At 43.0% G+C, this 19,410-nt stretch carries 16 protein-coding genes; 11 read left to right on the top strand and 5 right to left on the bottom strand.

Annotated features, from left to right (window positions below; translation table 11 throughout):
- Positions 1 to 45 precede the first annotated feature (45 nt).
- From ACSBL2_RS01400 to ACSBL2_RS01390, 3 genes are all read right to left on the bottom strand, one after another.
- Positions 46 to 918: an ROK family protein gene (locus tag ACSBL2_RS01400; protein ID WP_442589893.1), complete on the bottom strand. Its 873-nt coding sequence runs from the start codon at positions 916 to 918 to the stop codon at positions 46 to 48.
- A 294-nt stretch (positions 919 to 1,212) separates the two neighbouring features.
- On the bottom strand, positions 1,213 to 2,118 hold the full coding sequence (locus tag ACSBL2_RS01395; RefSeq protein WP_442589892.1) for a hypothetical protein: 906 nt from the start codon (positions 2,116 to 2,118) through the stop codon (positions 1,213 to 1,215).
- 59 nt (positions 2,119 to 2,177) lie between these two features.
- A complete protein-coding gene (locus ACSBL2_RS01390) occupies positions 2,178 to 3,362 on the bottom strand; it encodes a formimidoylglutamase (RefSeq protein ID WP_442589891.1) in 1,185 nt (394 codons plus the stop codon).
- Between the two features lie 73 nt (positions 3,363 to 3,435).
- Between ACSBL2_RS01390 and ACSBL2_RS01385 the strand changes: the two genes are divergently transcribed.
- The 4 genes from ACSBL2_RS01385 to ACSBL2_RS01370 all read left to right on the top strand — a co-directional run bounded on the left by ACSBL2_RS01385 (position 3,436) and on the right by ACSBL2_RS01370 (position 7,917).
- On the top strand, positions 3,436 to 4,407 hold the full coding sequence (locus ACSBL2_RS01385; protein WP_442589890.1) for an NAD-dependent epimerase/dehydratase family protein: 972 nt from the start codon (positions 3,436 to 3,438) through the stop codon (positions 4,405 to 4,407).
- 1 nt (position 4,408) lies between these two features.
- On the top strand, positions 4,409 to 5,707 hold the full coding sequence (locus ACSBL2_RS01380; protein WP_442589889.1) for an HAD-IB family phosphatase: 1,299 nt from the start codon (positions 4,409 to 4,411) through the stop codon (positions 5,705 to 5,707).
- Positions 5,707 to 6,660 (top strand): tryptophan 2,3-dioxygenase family protein, encoded by a 954-nt coding sequence (locus ACSBL2_RS01375; RefSeq protein ID WP_442589888.1) that lies wholly within the window; start codon positions 5,707 to 5,709, stop codon positions 6,658 to 6,660. Before ACSBL2_RS01380 ends, ACSBL2_RS01375 begins: the two co-directional genes overlap by 1 nt.
- A 189-nt stretch (positions 6,661 to 6,849) precedes the next feature.
- Positions 6,850 to 7,917 (top strand): branched-chain amino acid aminotransferase, encoded by a 1,068-nt coding sequence (locus ACSBL2_RS01370; protein ID WP_442589887.1) that lies wholly within the window; start codon positions 6,850 to 6,852, stop codon positions 7,915 to 7,917.
- A gap of 394 nt (positions 7,918 to 8,311) precedes the next feature.
- On the opposite strand, the gene ACSBL2_RS01365 is transcribed toward ACSBL2_RS01370, so the two are convergent.
- Positions 8,312 to 10,120, bottom strand: a complete 1,809-nt coding sequence (locus tag ACSBL2_RS01365) for a hypothetical protein (protein WP_442589886.1) — start codon at positions 10,118 to 10,120, stop codon at positions 8,312 to 8,314.
- 112 nt (positions 10,121 to 10,232) lie between these two features.
- Entirely contained in the window at positions 10,233 to 12,038 is a 1,806-nt protein-coding gene (locus ACSBL2_RS01360) for a hypothetical protein (protein ID WP_442589885.1), read from the bottom strand.
- 269 nt (positions 12,039 to 12,307) lie between these two features.
- Between ACSBL2_RS01360 and miaB the strand changes: the two genes are divergently transcribed.
- The 7 genes from miaB to groL all read left to right on the top strand — a co-directional run bounded on the left by miaB (position 12,308) and on the right by groL (position 19,364).
- Positions 12,308 to 13,741: a tRNA (N6-isopentenyl adenosine(37)-C2)-methylthiotransferase MiaB gene (miaB, locus tag ACSBL2_RS01355; protein ID WP_442589884.1), complete on the top strand. Its 1,434-nt coding sequence runs from the start codon at positions 12,308 to 12,310 to the stop codon at positions 13,739 to 13,741.
- Between the two features lie 89 nt (positions 13,742 to 13,830).
- Complete coding sequence (locus ACSBL2_RS01350) at positions 13,831 to 15,063, top strand: sigma-54 interaction domain-containing protein (protein WP_442589883.1); 1,233 nt, start codon at positions 13,831 to 13,833, stop codon at positions 15,061 to 15,063.
- Between the two features lie 2 nt (positions 15,064 to 15,065).
- Entirely contained in the window at positions 15,066 to 15,581 is a 516-nt protein-coding gene (locus ACSBL2_RS01345) for an LptE family protein (protein WP_442589882.1), read from the top strand.
- A gap of 52 nt (positions 15,582 to 15,633) precedes the next feature.
- Positions 15,634 to 16,785, top strand: coding sequence for a hypothetical protein (locus tag ACSBL2_RS01340; protein WP_442589881.1), 1,152 nt, complete (start codon positions 15,634 to 15,636; stop codon positions 16,783 to 16,785).
- 14 nt (positions 16,786 to 16,799) lie between these two features.
- On the top strand, positions 16,800 to 17,153 hold the full coding sequence (secG, locus tag ACSBL2_RS01335) for a preprotein translocase subunit SecG (RefSeq protein ID WP_442589880.1): 354 nt from the start codon (positions 16,800 to 16,802) through the stop codon (positions 17,151 to 17,153).
- A gap of 223 nt (positions 17,154 to 17,376) precedes the next feature.
- Positions 17,377 to 17,670, top strand: a complete 294-nt coding sequence (gene groES / locus ACSBL2_RS01330; protein ID WP_442589879.1) for a co-chaperone GroES — start codon at positions 17,377 to 17,379, stop codon at positions 17,668 to 17,670.
- Between the two features lie 53 nt (positions 17,671 to 17,723).
- Entirely contained in the window at positions 17,724 to 19,364 is a 1,641-nt protein-coding gene (gene groL, locus ACSBL2_RS01325) for a chaperonin GroEL (protein WP_442589878.1), read from the top strand.
- Positions 19,365 to 19,410 lie beyond the last annotated feature (46 nt).

Raw genomic sequence — 19,410 nt, 5'->3', positions numbered from 1 at the left:
TAAGACTGCAGTTCACTGTAATTCATCAGGTTGTTCAGCTTTAATTTATTCTTTGTCCTCTGTCCTTGGTACGGCACCCATGATAATGGCCTTCTCACCCAGCGTCGACTTCCTTACCGGTAAACTGTACCCCATCATTCCGGCGAGGTGCTTTCTGGTATCATTCAGGAAATAATCGCTTGCATAAGAAATGTTACCGCCAATAACAGCAGAAACAGGCATCTTCTTCCGGATGAACAAGTACATAAATGAAGCAAGGTTCAGACTGAATTCTTCAAACACCGTTTTAAATTCAGGTGCAGAAGAATGGTTCTCTACCAAATCTTTCACATCCTTGATGGTCTTGCCCGACAACTCGAAATAACGCTTGATAAACCAGCGGGTAGAAATGTAATCCTCAGCAATTCCATCCTTAAAAGGAATCTTCCAGAAATTGGCATCCTGCATCAGCCCATTTTTGGAGAATGCTGTGCCCAGCCCTGTACCTATGGTCAGCCCGATGACTTCATCATTGCTGCCCACGCTGCCGTTATACACTTCCCCTTTTAGGAAGCATGCTGCATCATTCATGAAGTGAATACTGGAAGCTTTAATACCAATTGATGCCGAAAGTAGCTTCTTAAGATTTTGCCCATATAAAGCGCCGTACTTGTTCTGATTCTGGATCAGGCAAATGCCTTTCCTGTAATTCAAGGGGCCCGGCATGGCAACATAAGCCTCAGTTACGGTTCCTGAGTACGTATTTAGGGTGTCTTTGATGGTTTTACTCCAATCTTCAATGATATTTTCTATGGTGCTGTTTGAACGGACACGAGAACGGAACCTGGAATGGTCCAGCTCCACATTTTCTTTGACATTCATCAGCGCGGTGGTAATATGGGACCCACCGATATCTATTCCTAAAACTATATCTTTCATCAGTGAATATTGTCTTTTTTAAGGTGATGAAGCTTGCAGAAGCATTATTTTTTGTAAGCATTAAACGCTTATGCAGGTTTCATCAGGTTATATTTGGCATTCTTATACTTAACATACTATTTGTCTTCAACGGAATTCTAAAATTGATTCATCATGGGGAAAATATCATGTTATCAATGAAACATCTACACGATTCCTGAAACCGCAGCAGCAACCTGAATTGCTAATCAAATATAAATGATTTCTGCTTATTCTGAAGTATTTTTAAATGCCAAATGAATAAGAAAATAGCACCTAATTCTTCTTCGATAAATCGGATGCTTTCTTAATCTGCCTGATGGAAAGCTTTGTTACTTTCGAGATCAGAGATAGAGGCATGTTGAGCTTTTTCATCTCTTTTACGACTCTATACTTCTCTTCCAAAACCCCATCTTCTTTATAAAAACTTAGTATAGTTTCTGTAACTGTCATCATAACACTTTCCGTGGTTAATTTTAATAATTCATTATCAAACTTAGTTCTAATCTCTTTATTTTCCAAACGAATGGTATAATTAATAAAATTTAAAAGCTCATTGTGTTTAACAGCTTCTAAATTCCTTGATAACAATAACTCGATGAGTTTAATTTTTCTGGGAAACAAATATTGGTCACGTTTTAAAGTTTCTTTAATTAATCTGCCAGCAACCCAGATTTTAGCCGTCATGATGACTAAAGCGAATGGATTACTATCGGCTAATAATTTATCATCCCGGGCGTCGGAAATTTTCAATGCATTAAACTTGTATTTGATCTGGGTGCCCATAAAATCAAGCTCAAAAAAATCAGGCCTGATCTTCTGGGTTGATTCTGTTAAGATCAACCATGCCGTAATTGGCTTACGAAATTTATCGTATACACGATAGGCATAGGTAAACATTCGTTCACCGACATTAATACTGTATTTTTGCTGAACCTCTATATGTAATAATATATAATCTCCATTTCCCTTAAGTGTGTAGACCTTAATCAGATGATCTGCCACTACAGTGGAAAATTGTTCATGATCTGGAGAATACACCTGCTCAAGTTCTTTGTCCAGGAATTCAGGTTGTCGATTTAGATCTAATATTTTATGCGCCTCCGGATGGGCATAGGATATAAATTCTACAGGTAGAGCCCAAATGACAGACTTCCACAAACGATCTTCTCTCTTAATCATTCGCAGAAACTACTGAGGTTCCAGCAAGAAGTGGTAATAAATATGAAGAAAACCTATGCCTATGACAACAACTTCTGGTAGGTACGCCACCATAAATCCGGCATCTCCCCGTTTACCGCCATGGTATAATCTTCATACCTGCAGGGCACCAGGTGAAAGCGCTCATTTTTTGATACTCCTGAAGGATAAGGCACCTGCATCCACCAGCGGTCAGATTTCTTGCTTTTCACAAAAAGCATCTCTCCCGTACCGTCATTGATACTCGCCCGGTAAATCAGGTACTGCGACTTCGGGTTCAGTGGAAAATCTTTCTTGCGGTTATAAAAACCATCTATAAAATACCATACCATCTGTGCCAGCAGCATTGCCGTCTGGCTTCCCTTGTCAAAAACAGGATTAAATTCATAAAAGCCAATAGAGGTCAATTTATCGTTTAATCCCGCATAATGGGCAATCTTGCAGGCCTGTTCTCCGTAAAAACCATTTGGCCCGGCATTCCCATTTCCCCGCGCATCAGAGGAACGGATTGCAGATAGATCAAAGCTAACCATATTGCCATTCCGCATCACAGGTTCCACAGCAGCGATATCCGTTAAAAACTCTCCGAGGCGGTGCACATCGAAATACAGTTTATTCATCACCTTCAGGCTATCCTGATTTACAAAATAGGTCTGATACCCAACATTACTAAAGTTAAACAGGTAATTTGGCTGGTGCAGAAAGATCTTATTCAGGTAAGTATCCGAACGTGCCTCAATCCCCGCTTCATTTCCCTCATCCAGATCGAACTTATTGTCAACAACAACCAGGTCTACCTTTTGCTCCAGAGCTTCATAAGCCATATATTGCGCATAGGTGAGATCCTGTCCCCCCCCGATCACCACGGGTACAATATTTTTCCTGATCAGCTCAGCAACGACTGTCTTGAGGGCAACATACGTATCCGAAATCTCTGCCCCTGCCCTGATATTTCCCAGATCAACGACCCTGCTGTCGAAAGCACCTTCATTCAGGAGATAAAACTGTTCCCGGAAATAATCAGGCCCCAGTGCACATCCGTTATTATTCACCGCAGCACGGTCATCCAGTACACCAAATATGGCGATGTCATATACATTCCCGTCCAGATCAGGAAATTCATCACTGAAAAAAGTGGTCTTCATTCCCATCTGACTGGTGTAAAAACCGGGTTTCGGACTGAACTTTTCTGGCGTTAATGGAGAGAAAAAATCGGATAAGGACATAATTAATATAATGTATGCTGTCAAATATCTATTTTTGAGACCACATATTGATGAACATCGTAAAAAAAATGAAATGATTTTAGTAACCGGTGCCACAGGATTTTTAGGATCAGAACTGGTCACTAAGTTAACACAACAGGGAAAAACAATACGTGCGCTGCGACGGCAAAATTCAGTTATCCCTGCCTTGTTGAAAGACAATACGTTGATTGAATGGGTTATCGCAGACATCAATGAACCTGCAGCACTGGATGATGTTTTCGAAGGGGTAACCCAGGTTTACCATTGCGCAGCACTGGTGTCATTCAAGCCAAAAGATAAAGCCGCCCTGTTGAGGATCAATATTGAAGGAACCAGCAATATTGTGAACCTTTGTATAGAACACCACGCACGACTGGTACACGTGAGTTCTATTGCCGCATTGGGTGAGCCTAAAAAAGGAAAACAACAGATTACCGAAGATGATTATTGGGAATACGACTCGAACGACCATGCCTATGCGATTTCCAAATATGAAGGGGAGATGGAAGTCTGGCGCGGTATTGCAGAAGGTCTGGATGCAGTGATCGTGAATCCTTCAGTGATTATTGGTGCCCGTGCCGGTTATACCGGAAGCGGAGCTATCTTCAAAAAGATCAAAGACGGATTGTCCTATTATACGAGAGGAGCCACGGGCATTGTCGATGTGGAAGATGTGGCCAAAAGCATGATTGCCCTGATGGAAAGTGGGGTCAGTGAACAACGCTTTACAATATCTGCAGAAAATTACCATTTTAAACAGTTTTTTACGGAGATTGCCCAGGGTTTCGGTGTGAAAGCTCCGCATAGGGAAGCTAAACCCTGGATGTTGGGATTGGCCTGGCGTGCCATGTCTATGCTCTCCTTTTTTACCGGCCGCTCTTCTTCACTGAACAGCGATACCGCAAGAAGCAGCACCAGTACAAACTATTATAGCAACGATAAAATCAGAAATACTATAGATATCACCTTTAAGCCCCTGCAAAAAAGCATTGAAGAAACATGCGCAGGTTTAAAAAACAGTTAAGATGCAGCAGAAAAATATTTACATTATTGATTTCGATAGTACCTTTACCCAGGTTGAAGCCCTGGACGAACTGGCACGCATTTCCCTGAGTAAACACCCGGATAAAGAAGCCATTTTTCAGAAGATTGAGGATCTTACCAACCTGGCCATGGAAGGGAAGCTGTCGTTCAGCGAAAGTCTGGCACAGCGCGTCAGGTTACTGGAAGCATCTGAAGACCACCTTAAACAACTGATCAAACACCTGAAGAAGAAAGTTTCCAGTTCTTTTTCCCGCAATGCAGCATTTTTTAAAAAACATGCTGACCAGATCCTGATCGTTTCCGGTGGATTTAAGGAATTCATTACACCAGTGGTGAGTCAGTATCATATCAAAAAAGAAAATATTTATGCGAATACCTTCGTCACCACCGGCGACGGAAAGATTATAGATTACGACCATGCCAATCCACTGAGTGAAGAAGGCGGTAAGGTAAAGCTGATGAAACACCTGAACCTTGAAGGGGACCTGTATGGTATTGGTGACGGATATTCCGACTATCAGCTGCGCGAGAGTGGCATGATCAAGAAGTTCTTCGCTTTTACCGAGAATATCTCCAGGGAAAGTATTGTCAGCAAGGCCGACCATGTGACGCCAAGTTTCGATGAGTTCCTGTATGTGAATAACCTGCCGAGAGCAATTTCTTATCCTAAAAACAGGATCCTTTGCCTCATTATCGGTGAAGTGGACAAGAGCAGTATTGCCCTGCTTAAAAAAGACGGTTTCTCTATCCGCCATAAGGCAGAATTTGAAGAGAAGTATGTGAAGGATGTCCATATGGTGTTGATGGCAGACGGGGAAAAGATGGATCCGGAGAAACTGAAGCTGGCCGTGAAACTGAAAACGATAGGCTATCTCGGAAATCCTAAAAACCGTATTGATGTAGCGAAATGTACGGAGATGGGCATTGTTATTTTTGAAGATCCGAAGAACAACCCGAGAAACATCAATTTCATTCCCAAAAGAATGATAGATTTCATGAATACCGGTGCTACTTACCTGAGCCATAACTTCCCGAACCTGCAGTTGCCAAGGATTGATAAGTCGCACAGACTCATCCACGTCCACCATAACGTACCCGGAATTATGGCACAGATCAATACTGTTTTTGCCAAGCACAATATCAATATTGTGGGCCAGTTTCTGATGACCAACCCAACGATAGGTTATGCCATTACCGATATCAATGCGGAGTATGATAAGGATGTGTTTAAATCATTAAAGAAAATTGAACAAACCATAAAATTCAGAGTGCTTTACTAATGGAACTGACACCGGAAATAAAAGATAAGCTGGATAAGCTACAGGATAAGTATGCGGCCATGGGGCAGGATATGGCTGCTTATCTGGACGGCTTGCTGTATGCTGATTTCTTAACCTACTGGGATTATATCCACCTCGATACCCTGTTGAGTCTGCAGAGTCCGAAAACACCTTTTCCGGATGAGGAGATTTTCATCATGTACCACCAGATTACAGAGCTGTATTTCAAGCTCTCGCTGCACGAGTGCAAACAGATTGCCGAACACCCAGCCTTAACGGTGAAGTTTTTCATCGACAGGGTAAAACGGATCAATGCCTATTTTACAGCGCTGACCAGCTCTTTTGAGGTGATGGTGAATGGAATGGAGAAAGAGCAGTTCCTGAAGTTCCGGATGTCGCTCCTGCCGGCAAGTGGATTCCAGTCGGGACAATACCGGATGATTGAGATCAGTGCGACGGATTTTTCGAGGCTGGTCGACAAAAGTAAAAGGGAAGAGCTGGCGAATGCCTCTATTGAAGAGAAGTTCGAACATATCTACTGGAAGTTCGGCGCTACAGAGCTGGCTACCGGAAAACAAACCCTCACCCTGAAGCAGTTTATCCAGAAATATGCTGCCCAGTTTTTGCAGTTGAGTAAAGAACGTGAGCATACGAATTTTTCGGCGCTGTACCATAAGCTGTTGCATGCGGGTGAAGATGTAACAGCATTGGCTGAAGAACTGAGGAAACTGGACTTGTTTGTCAACGTGGAATGGCCCTTGTCACATTATAAATCGGCAGTGAGGTACCTGGAACGTGACCCTGTGGATATTGCCGCTACCGGTGGAACCAATTGGCAGAAATACCTGCCTCCGCGTTTCCAGAAGAGAATCTTTTATCCCTTTTTGTGGACAGAGACCCAACTGGAAGAATGGGGTAAAGCATGGGTAATCAATGTACTCAAAACCCTATAAGAATATAAATAAGTTGGTTTAAGATTTCCTTTTTGCTAATTTTGGATCGGTAACGCCAATACTTGCAGGATCACCGATCCGGCTGCATTTCAGGCGGATAAAACCAAATCAGAAGAATAACACGGGATCAACACCGAACATTTTTGCAGCTGCTTCGCTGCAGGGAATGTTCAACTAATTATAAATGACATGGTAATAGATGCTTTAACTATAAAAACCACTAAAGCTGATCACTCCAGATTAGCTGAAACAGACTTTTCGAATGTACCTTTCGGAAAAGTATTTACTGATCATATGTTTACGGCCGATTTTGAGGATGGTGAATGGAAGAACTTTCAGATCCTGCCTTACGGGCCAATTGCAATGAGCCCTGCAATTTCTGCTTTACATTACGGGCAGACAATTTTTGAGGGAATGAAAGCCTATAAGCAGGTTGATGGTAGCGTAAGTGTATTCCGTGCCGATAAAAACTTTGCACGTTTCAACAAATCTGCTGTCCGTATGGCGATGGCTACCATTCCTGAAGATGTTTTTATGCAGGGTATTGCTGCTTTAATTGATATTGATAAAGCATGGGTGCCTGATGCAGAAAACTATTCTTTGTACATCAGACCAGCCATGTTTGCGACAGACCCGTTCTTAGGGGTAAGACCTTCTGAAACATATAAGTTTGTCGTATTGACCAGTCCAAGTGCCCCATATTACAGCAAACCACTGAAAGTTAAAATCGAAACACGCTATACGCGTGCGGCTGATGGTGGTGTGGGTGCCGCTAAAACAGGTGGTAACTATTCAGGCTCTATGCTGCCTGCATTAGAGGCACAGGCAGAAGGTTTTGACCAGCTGATATGGACGGATTCCAAAACAAATACTTATGTGGAAGAGTCTGGTGCCGCGAACCTGATGTTCGTGATCAACGGAAAGATCGTTACTCCTGAAGTTCGTGAAACCATCCTTGACGGGGTGACCAGGGACACGATTATCCAGCTGGCCAAGAGTATGGGTATTGAAGTAGAAGAGAGAAGAATCCTGATTCAGGAAGTTCTGGACAATATAGAGAATGGAACGCTGACTGAGGCTTTTGCCGTAGGTACAGCTGCAACCGTTACACAAATCAGCGAAATCAGCTATGAAGGTAAGGGGTATACACTAACTGACCCTGCTACACGTACAGTATCGATTGGTATCGCCAAGAAATTAAATGATATCCGCTACGGTGTTACGGCTGATGAATTCGGCTGGAACTGGACGATATAAGAATAGTTATTCAAGTATTTCAGAAAATTTTCTTCCGGTCTTACAACACAATACCCCTTTGATTTAAAAATCAAAGGGGTATTGTGTTGTAGACGCAAGGCTTAGGCCACATATGGTATAACTCCATTCTTTCTAATATTCGTCTTTCCTCTTTGAACCCGAGCCGAGTGGCATCATTCCATCCTCTGCTATAATAGAGAGTTTTGCAGATTGCTGCTTTATCTGATAGTATAGAAGTAGCTATAGAGATCTTCTAAACATAGGCATATACTTACTTTTGTACTTTTCGGCGATGATCGCCGAAAAAAACCAATATTGTAAATAATTTTAATTTTTGACTTTGCATTCCAAGATCCTTTTTATAAAAGTAAAAATTTTACAAGATTAAGATTTACTAATCCTCAGTTTGCGGTTTGCGGACTGAGGATTTTCTTTTCTGACGGGCATCACGACGTTCATCCCTGTCAGATTTCATTTGCTCAAACTTATCTATCTGTGCCTGGATCTCTGCTTCTTTTTCCGGTGTCAGCCCCACTGTATATTTAATGCCCTGGAACATGGTCTTCCATACAAAACTAAAGAATGAATTTTTAGGGTCTCTCTGGTAATAAATCGGGGCGGTGATGAACTTGCCCTTGTCGTCCGGATTATCGGGATGAATAACCAGTGCATTGGCCAGCATGGAAATCAGGCCCTGTTTAACCAGTCTTCTCTTCCCTTCTACTTTCTTCAGCAGGCCTACTGACAGATTATGATAGGCAAAGTTCATTTTCCCCCTGGCACTTACATTGTCGGCTTCAATATCGAATGTCAGCTTTTTCACCTCGCCGCTTCTCACCTGTACCATACCCAAAGGCTTGGTAATCCTGTTCAGTACAGCACCATCCATATTTGTCAGCTGACCGCTATAGGAGAAACCGCCATTCTGTGCGGTCAGGTCAAACCTGAAATTAACCATCAGCTTTCCCTGTCCCATCATATCGGTGTTTAAATTCGCCAGCATAAAATGATTTTTTAGCTTTGCCTTTTCCTCATTGGTCACATTTAAAATAGTTCCTGAGGTATTTTCAAAGGTAATTTTGCCTTTCTGCTTGCTGTCACGGTCAAACTCGGCATAACTCAGGTCAATATTACTCAGGTTCAGTTTTTCTACAGTGAGCTTTCCTTTCAGTGCCTGCAGCAACTGATGCGGAAATTTATCCATCCGCTCTGTTCCCTTTGGTTTCAGCTCATTGTTGTTAAAAACAGAGACAAATCCATTGGCAATATTCATCTCCCTGGCCAGCAGCTGCTGTTTCTTCACATATAGCGGAAGATCAATACCATCAAGACTGATATCGCTCATCTGGATACTAAACCGGTCCTTTGCATAACCAGCCACATGACCGAACTCCATTTCATCATAACGCGGCTCCAATATGAATTTCTTCACATTCATCTGTCCGGTGGACGCCCTGAAAGAAAATTCGTTGACATGGAGACGGTAGAGACTATCGGGTGTAGCGAACTGATAATCATTCAGGTCAATCAGGACATCTTTTAACAGATAAATCCTGCTCGTATCCGTAGCGGAATGGGCATCAATCAGCCAGTCCTTTAGTGTGATGTTCAGCCGTTCCAGTGAATCTGTTTCCGGCACAGGCACATTTCTATTGACATATTTAAAGCTGATATCCCGCAAATAGATATTGCGGACACTCACCTCCTTCAAAAACCTGGAAATATAGGCGTAAGGCGACTTCAGCGGCCTTGCAGGCTTGTTCTCATTAAAGGCAAACTGACGGTTGATCATCACCACACTGGGGTGGTCAAACAGCAGTTCATTGATATTGATTTTCTTTTCGCTGAAGCAGCGGTAAGGGTGAAAATTGCGGATCGTCAGTTTTTTGAGGCTCACCTGATAGATATTATTGGGTGCACGCTTCAGCTTTACCAGTTTATTGAAGATGTTGGTATCGGGAATAATCTTCACATCGAGAATGGAGGCATTGCCAAACAGGAAATTGGTATTTACCGTACTGAACTCGATCGTATACAGACTGTCTGTAGAATTCAGCACTAGGTCTTTCAGTTCGCTGGTAATCACCGGCCTTAGCTTTTTACCAAAATACCAGGAGGCAGCATCAGCAGCCAGAAACAACAGCACGGCTATTCCCGCAGTCCATTTAAACACAGTAAATATCCTTCGCGATCGTTCATTCATTCCCCACTGTGTATTTTTTATTTTCCAATATACGTTATTTATAAATCACAGAAAAAATAATATGGCTCATTTTCTGATAGGCGCTCCGCCCCAGTGTTCCTGGTAGGCCCCCTCAATTTTTTCCTTTTTCCTTCGCTTTCCGCTTTGCTCTCTCCTCCCTGCGTTCTTCCCGTTTTTCCTTACGTTCTTTCATCTTATCGACAATCACTTTCCGGCTTTTCTCCGGACTCTTCATCGGTACGATACCGAGGCCTACGGTCTCCCGCATCCCTACAAAAACACTCTTCCATAACAGGTTAAAGAACGAAGCACCTCTTGGTCGCTCGAAGCTTATTTTCCCTGTCCGCAATTCTTCCCCTTTCTCCGGATTTGCATCTTTCACAATTAAGGTATTCGCGAGGAAAGACAGCAATCCTTTTTTCTTCACCGGGGCACCCTCCTCGCCCTCTTTCAGCAAGGCCACCTTTAATCCGCGGTAATACATATGCATGATCCCTGTAGAACCGGCTGCATTTGCCTTCACCTCGAAATCTACTTTCTGTATCGTACCTTCTTCAATTTCCACTAGTCCCAGTGCTTTGGACAGCGGATTCAGCTTTACCATATCCATCCCTCCGATATTGCCCTTGAAGGTAAAAGCGGCATTTTTTGCCATCAGGTCGAAGTTGATCCGGATGTTTAGTTTTGCCGCTTTGATCATATACGCGTTAAGGTAAGCAACGGCATAATGGTCTTTGGCCATAGAAATGGAATCATTGGTCACATTCATGATTCTCCCGTTCAGCGCATCAATATGGACTGTCCCCTTTTTTTGTGTAATCGGGTTGTATTCTGTATAAGCTACATTTACCCTTTTTAACAGTAAGGTATCGATAGTGGTTTGTATGGGTAACCTGCGCAGTGCCATATGAGGAAAGTTGGCACTTTTATCGATATCCTGTCCCGGCAATTCCCTGTTCATAAATACCTTCGCCGCAGCATCAGTAATTTTTAATGCACCGGCATGGAGAATACCGTCGCTGTTCAGCGCCTTGAAATCCACGCCGCTAAACTCGATCAGCTTAAATACCAGGTCATAACGGTCTTTCTGCACCTTCAGCATCCTGCTGAACTGCAGGTCGGGATACATGGGGATCATTTTAAGCCCTTTCAGCACCACCGTCCTGCCCCTGGCAGATCCGCGGATGGTATCTACCTTTGTGGTATACATCTTATTTTTTGATAAAGAACTGTAACCAGCGAGTTCAAAAGAGACATCCTTGGTATAGTAAAACCTTGTGGTATCCGCTGCAGCACCGGCATCCAGCAGAAAGTCCTTCACATGGACATTCAGCTTCTTTACGGCATTCAGCAGCTGTCCGTTTGCTCCGTTGATATAATCAAAATCAGCATCCTCTATTTTTATTCCTTTAATGTGCACCGATTTCAGCGTCTTGGAAATCCGCTCATACAGGCTGCGTTTATCCTGCGTGGTATCTGGCTTTTTATTGACTTTGTTATAGATGATATTGATGGAAGGGTTTTTCAGGATAATATCATTCATCTCAATTTTCTTGTGGAAATAAACCTCCCTCACACTGATATTCCGCAGTTGCAGTTTGGCAAGCCTGATCGAGAATAAATGTGTTGGTGCATTCCCTGCTCTTTTCCAGGCATTAAAAACCCCAGTGTCTGGTTGAAGAGAAATACTGTCTACCGTAACACTTCCGGTCAGTATATTGAGATGGATATCTTTAAAGTCTACTCTATACAACTGCCTGGAACCATTCTGTACCACTTCTTTTATCTTGCTTCGCAGGATCGGTTTCCACTGGGCACTAAAATAAAGGGCAATGCCCCCGACTGCCGCGATTAGCACGATAACAACTGCGGCCACCCATTTCCATATCCTGTTTCGATGTGATTGTTTCTCTACCATAACCATTCTCTTTTTAATCTCTTATTTCGCAGCTATCACAAGTTTATGTTGCTTTATTTGTCTGGCAGAAAACTTATAATGGTGTTCCTATAAGACAACAATGGGGGGAACAATGTTTTCAGGAGTCTGTGGGAAAAAGCTGTTTTTAGGCGCCGGAATTATCATACTATAGTAGATTTACCGCTAAAGCGGTATTTTTAAATCCTGCCACTTTGTCATTTACAAATTAAATTGCGTAATTTTGTAATCCGATAAATGTTGACCTTTTTATGATTGAATTACAGCTAGCAGACAAGAAACACGATGAAGAGCGCCAGGGTGAAGCCCTGATCATTGATGCACCAAAAACGATGAATGCAAGAAAGCTATACATCGAAAGTTACGGGTGTCAGATGAACTTTGCTGATAGTGAAATTGTTGCATCAATTTTACTCGACCAGGGTTTTGAAACTACAGGTAATTATCAGGAAGCGGATGCTATATTTATCAATACCTGCTCTATCCGTGAGAATGCGGAACAGCGCGTACGTAACCGCCTGTCGCAGTTCGGTGTAGAAAAACGCAGGAACCCGAAACTTATTGTAGGCGTACTGGGCTGTATGGCTGAGCGCTTGAAATCCAAGTTCCTGGAAGAGGAAAAACTGGTCGACATGGTGGTTGGACCGGATGCTTACCGCGACCTGCCCACACTGATTGAACAGGTTGGCGAGGGGCAGAAAGCCATCAACGTATTGCTTTCAAGGGAAGAAACCTATGCCGATATCAGTCCTGTACGTTTAAACGGAAATGGTATCACTGCATTTATATCGATCATGCGCGGATGTGACAACATGTGTTCCTTCTGCGTAGTGCCTTTTACCCGTGGCCGCGAACGCAGCCGCGATCCGCAGTCTATATTGGCGGAAGCACAGGACCTGCACGACCGTGGTTATAAAGAAGTAACCTTACTCGGACAGAATGTAGATTCCTACAAATGGAAAGGTGCTGCAGAAGCAGAAGAAGCTGCCGAGACCATGGTGAACTTTGCCCAGTTATTGGAAAAAGTAGCCCTGATTAGTCCGGAGTTACGTGTGCGCTTCTCTACTTCCCATCCAAAGGATATTACTGATGAAGTATTGCATACCATTCAGAAACATGATAACATCTGTAACAACATCCACCTTCCGGTACAATCTGGCAGCAGCAGGGTACTGGACCTGATGAACCGGACCTATACCCGTGAATGGTATATGAACAGGATCGATGCCATCAGGAATATTATTCCCGACTGTGCCATTTCTACGGATATCATTGCTGGTTTCTGTTCTGAAACAGAAGAAGAACACCAGGAAACGTTGAACATGATGGATTATGTAGGTTATGATTTTGCTTTCTGTTTCAGCTATTCTGAGCGCCCGGGAACACTGGCAGCCAGAAAACTTGAAGATGATATTCCCGAAGACGTTAAAAAGCGACGTTTGCAGGAAATCCTGTTAAAACAACAGGAAACCTCTTACAAAAGACTGCAGCAATCGGTCGGCAAAAAAGTAAGGATCCTGGTGGAAGGTTTTTCTAAAAAATCTGACAAAGACCTTTGCGGCAGGAATGACCAGAATGCCATGATTGTATTTCCGGCAGTAGAGAATGTTGCTCCCGGACAATATGTAAATGTGGTGATTGAACGTTGTACTTCAGCTACGCTGCTGGGAAGAATTATAGATTAGGCAGACCACCCTGTCCAGCGATGGCTGCATCTGTTTGACAGGCCAAAACAATTAGAGATAAACAGACCAAAAACTTAAAAGAGATTATTTTGGACGTACAAGATATTAAAAACCGATTTGGAATTATTGGCAGCTCTCCCTTGCTTAACCGCGCCATAGATATCGCCCGACAAGTTGCACCGACAGACATGTCGGTACTGATTACCGGTGAAAGCGGAAGTGGTAAGGAAGTGTTCTCCCATATTATCCACCAGATGAGTGCACGCAAACACGGTGCCTTCATTGCCGTCAACTGCGGGGCAATCCCTGAGGGGACAATTGACTCCGAATTATTCGGGCATGAGAAAGGTTCCTTCACCGGTGCGCATGAAGCCCGTAAAGGTTATTTTGAAGTAGCCAATGGCGGAACCATTTTCCTTGATGAGGTTGCTGAATTGCCCCTGGGTACACAGGCCCGTCTGCTAAGGATTCTGGAAAGCGGTGAATACCTGCGGGTAGGTTCATCGAAAGTACAGAAAACCGATGTACGTATCGTTGCCGCGACAAACGTAGATGTGTACAACAGGGTTAAGAATGGCAAGTTCCGTGAGGATTTATACTACCGCCTGAATACGGTACCCCTGCGTATTCCGGCCTTACATGAACGTAAGGAAGATATTTTCCTGCTGTTCCGGAAGTTTTCGGCAGATTTCAGTGATAAATACCGCAGTCCGGGAATCCACCTGGAACCGGATGCGATACAGATGCTCAGCAATTACAGCTGGCCGGGAAATGTCAGGCAGCTGAAAAATATCGCCGAACAGATCTGCGTACTGGAAAAGGAACGCAATGTTTCCGCCAATGCGCTGTTGAATTATATTCCCAATGAAGGCGGAGGAAATAACCTTCCCATGGCCATCAATGGAGCTAAGGAAGACTTTTCTGAAAGGGACATCCTTTACAAGGTGCTTTTTGACATGAGGAAAGACATGATGGACCTGAAAAAGCTGGTGGCTGAGATTATCCAGAGCGGGGGCAATACCTCTCATATCATGGCGGAAAACCCGCATTATATCAACCAGCTTTACCAGGAGATAGACCAGACCGTAAACCATGATGCCACACTGACCATCAAGAAACCTTCGCCAAGTACCCCGGTTGACTACAACTATACGCATGAGGCTGAAGAAGTAGAGGAGTCGCTGTCACTGATTGACAAAGAATCTGACCTGATTAAAAAAGCGCTGAAGAAACATAAAGGAAAACGTAAATTTGCCGCCCAGGAACTCGGAATTTCTGAACGTACGCTCTATAGAAAAATTAAAGAACTGAATTTGAATTAATCATGAAAAAGATCTGTCTGTTATTGTTGTTCATTCCACTGGTGGCCTTATTTAATTCCTGTACAGTAGCACTCAATGGTGCTTCTATACCTGCAGAAATGAAAACGGTAAGTGTAGAGCTTTTCGAAAACAATGCGCCTACCGTGATCCCTACCTTAAGTCAGGACCTTACTGAGGCCTTAAAAACCAGGATCCGCAACCAGACAAGATTAACCATTACCCAAAATGCTGCAGATGCCGTGTTTGAAGGACGGATTACCGGATATGACATTAAACCGATTGCAACCCAGGGAGGTAACGACCGACCGGTTGCCGGGGGTACGCGCCTGACGATCAGGGTAAGTGTAAAATACACCAGTAATCTAAACACGAAACAAAGTTTTGAAGAATCTTTTGAACGTTATTATGATTTCAACCTGGGTTCAACAAATTTAAATACAGCACAGCAGGGTTTTATCAACCAGATTAATGGGCAGCTGACAGAAGATATCTTCAACAAGGCCTTCGCACAGTGGTAGAAAATCTGTAAACAATGAGCTACTCTTGAATTTCAATTATTAACTTAGCAACGTGGAGGTGGAAAAAGATATTAAACAACAACTTGCAGGATTTCTTGCGGAGCCGCATCTGGTTTGCCAACCGGATATAGCGCTGTTAAAAGAGTTGTTGGAGGAATACCCTTATTATCAGCCTTTGCATTTACTGATGGCTAAAATCAGTAAGCAACAGGCAGAGGGTAATCATGCACTTGCAAAAGCAGCTTTATATACCAACGGAAAGCTCCTCCACGACTTCCTTTTCAGTACAACAGCGAAAACAGCTGATTTCAATATCATTGGACAGGCAACGGAAATCATTAAAGAAACACCGCTGGCCGATGAACAGGAGACTTTTGAAGAAATTGCTGAGGTAGACCTTTCCATGTACCGTCCTTTCAGGAATACGGATGGACAAACGCCGGCACCGGAAATTGAAGGCCAGGAGACGATTTACCGCCAGCCATCACTGGATGATGATTTTATGTTTGAAAGCATTGCTTCAACTGATTTCTTTGCCTTTGAGCAGAATTTCGATACAGAGGGCGCCATCGAAAGCCCGGGAAACAATAACCTGGAGCATTCCAGCACAGCTGCGGACAGCAATACTGCTGCTACTGAAGAGCATAAAGATGCCCTGGATATGCAGCCGGCAACAAATCAGTCCGGAATCCCTCCCCTACCCGATAACAGTCAGGTCAGCAATTACAACGACGAAAAGTTGCCCTATACCTTTTTATGGTGGCTGGCCAAAACACGTAAAGAGCACCAGTCCATCTTTCAGCCCTATGCTGTGGAGAAAAAATCAGGTGTCCATGAGTTGCAGCAGCAATATGTAGAGCACATCTTCCATGTGCAGGACCACCTGACAGAAAGCGAGCCCCTGCTGGACGAAGCCATACAGCAGAAAAAGCCCGTTACCAGGGATATTGAGATCATTGATAACTTCATCAGGAAAGATCCACAGATTACGCCTCCCAATGCGGAGCAGATCGACAATGAAAACAAGGCCAAGAAAAGTGCGGAAGACCAGAATGACCTGGTATCAGAAACACTGGCTAATATATACATCGAACAGATGCTTTATGACAAGGCGATAGACACTTATCAAAAATTAAGTTTGAAGTTTCCAGAAAAAAGCCGTTACTTTGCCGACCTTATCCAATCTATAGAAAAGAAAATTTAATCCTTTAACATACTATGCTTTTTTTAATTATTTTATTGATCATTATTTGTGTTGCACTAGGGCTGTTTGTATTGATACAGAACCCTAAAGGCGGTGGCTTGGCAACAGGTGGATCTGGCAGCAACATGTTCGGCGTACAACGTACAGGAGATGTTTTAGAAAAAGGCACCTGGGTACTTTTGACCGTTGTGGTAATTATCTCTTTAGCGGTAACGACCATTGCTAAAACAGGCGGAGTTTCTGCTTCAGGCGGCGATTCAAAAATCCAGAAACAACTGGACAATACAGTAGCACCATCTCCTATCGGAGGTTCAACGGCACCGGCTACCACACCAGCACCGGTAACAGTTGATACCACTAAAAAATAACATTACGATACTCCGGTATCAATGAAGCCCGCTAGGATGAACATCTTAGCGGGCTTCTTGTTTATGCCCTGCCAGTCTGACATTAAAAAAACACTCCATAATCTATTAGCTGACAAGCCTGTGTAAATTTGTCAAGCAAAAGGCCCTTGGCATAGAAACTGATACACCCTAAGCGTTAAACATATATTTATATTTAACCTTAAAATTAAAAATAATATTATTTATGGCTTTAAACATTAAACCCATTGCAGATAGAGTAGTTGTTGAAGCTGCTCCTGCTGAAGAGAAAACGGCTTCGGGTATCTATATCCCGGACACAGCTAAAGAAAAACCTCAACAAGGAACAGTTGTTGCAGTTGGACCAGGCAAATATGCTGAATCTACTGGTAGCCTTATCCCATTAAGCGTTAAAGTTGGCGATGTAGTGTTATACGGCAAATACGGTGGTACTGAAATTACCTATGAAGGGAAAGAGTATCTGATTATGCGCGAATCTGATCTTTACGCAGTTCTTTAATCGCTGAAAATCAGCAAATCCCACAAAATAATTAAAATCCAACATTTATTAAAATGGCAAAACAAGTAAAATACAATGTAGAAGCCCGCGACGCCCTGAAAAGAGGTGTTGACATTTTGGCTAATGCGGTAAAAGTAACTTTAGGTCCTAAAGGACGTAATGTTATTATAGACAAAAAATTCGGTTCACCTGCAATTACTAAAGATGGTGTGACTGTAGCAAAAGAAATTGAATTAAAAGACCCTATCGAAAATATGGGTGCTCAGATGGTTAAAGAAGTAGCTTCGAAAACTGCAGATATCGCAGGTGACGGAACAACTACGGCTACCGTTCTGGCACAGGCAATTGTTACTGCTGGTATTAAAAATGTTGCTGCCGGTGCAAATCCAATGGATTTAAAACGTGGTATCGACAAAGCGGTTACTGCTATCGTTGCGAACCTGAAATCACAGTCTCAAACTGTTGGTGAGGATAACAACAAAATCAAACAGGTAGCTTCTATCTCAGCAAACAATGATGAAGTGATCGGTTCACTGATTGCTGAAGCAATGGGTAAAGTTGGTAAAGATGGTGTAATTACTGTTGAAGAAGCAAAAGGTACGGAAACTGAAGTAAAAACAGTGGAAGGTATGCAATTCGACCGTGGTTATTTATCTCCATACTTCGTGACCAATGCAGATAAAATGGAAGCGGAATTAGAAAACCCTTACATTTTAATCTACGACAAGAAAATCAGTAACATGAAAGAATTGTTACCGATCCTTGAAAAACAAGTTCAGACTGGTAAACCATTATTGATTATCGCTGAAGATTTAGATGGTGAGGCTTTAGCCACTTTAGTTGTAAATAAAATCCGTGGTTCACTCAAAGTTGTTGCGGTTAAAGCTCCAGGATTTGGTGACCGTAGAAAAGCTATGCTGGAAGACATTGCCATCTTAACTGGTGGTACTGTGATTTCTGAAGAAAGAGGTTACAAATTAGAAAATGCTGACTTAACCTATTTAGGTACTGCTGAAAAAGTTATTGTTGACAAAGACAATACAACTGTGATCAACGGTGCTGGCCAGTCAGAAGATATTAAAGCACGCGTCAACCAGATCAAAGCTCAGATTGAAACAACTACATCTGATTATGATAAAGAAAAATTACAGGAGCGTTTAGCTAAATTGGCTGGCGGTGTTGCAGTTCTTTATGTAGGTGCAGCTTCTGAAGTGGAAATGAAAGAGAAAAAAGACCGTGTTGATGATGCTTTACATGCAACACGTGCTGCAGTAGAAGAAGGTATCGTTGCTGGTGGTGGTGTGGCTTTCATTCGTGCTATTGAGGCATTGGACGGCCTGAAAGGTGCCAATGAAGATGAAACTACAGGTATCGCTATCGTGAAACGTGCAGTTGAAGAGCCTTTGCGTCAAATCTGTGAAAATGCAGGTATTGAAGGTTCTATCGTTGTACAAAAAGTTAAAGAAGGTAAAGCTGACTTCGGTTACAATGCACGTACTGACGTGTATGAAAACTTAATCGGTGCAGGTGTAATTGACCCGACTAAAGTAAGCCGTGTAGCACTTGAAAATGCTGCTTCTATCGCTGCAATGTTGTTGACAACAGAATGCGTTTTAGCAGATGATCCTGATGACAATACAGCTGGTGCTGGCATGCCTCCTATGGGCGGCGGCGGTATGGGCGGCATGATGTAGTCTTAGCCCCCTGCTTAACAGCTAATTAAAAACCCGCTATCACTAG

It is taken from the genome of Pedobacter sp. AW31-3R (genome assembly GCF_052180285.1).
Taxonomy (GTDB): domain Bacteria; phylum Bacteroidota; class Bacteroidia; order Sphingobacteriales; family Sphingobacteriaceae; genus Pedobacter.
The sequence above is the reverse complement of the archived record's forward strand: the minus strand, read 5'-3'. Positions and strand labels throughout refer to the sequence as shown.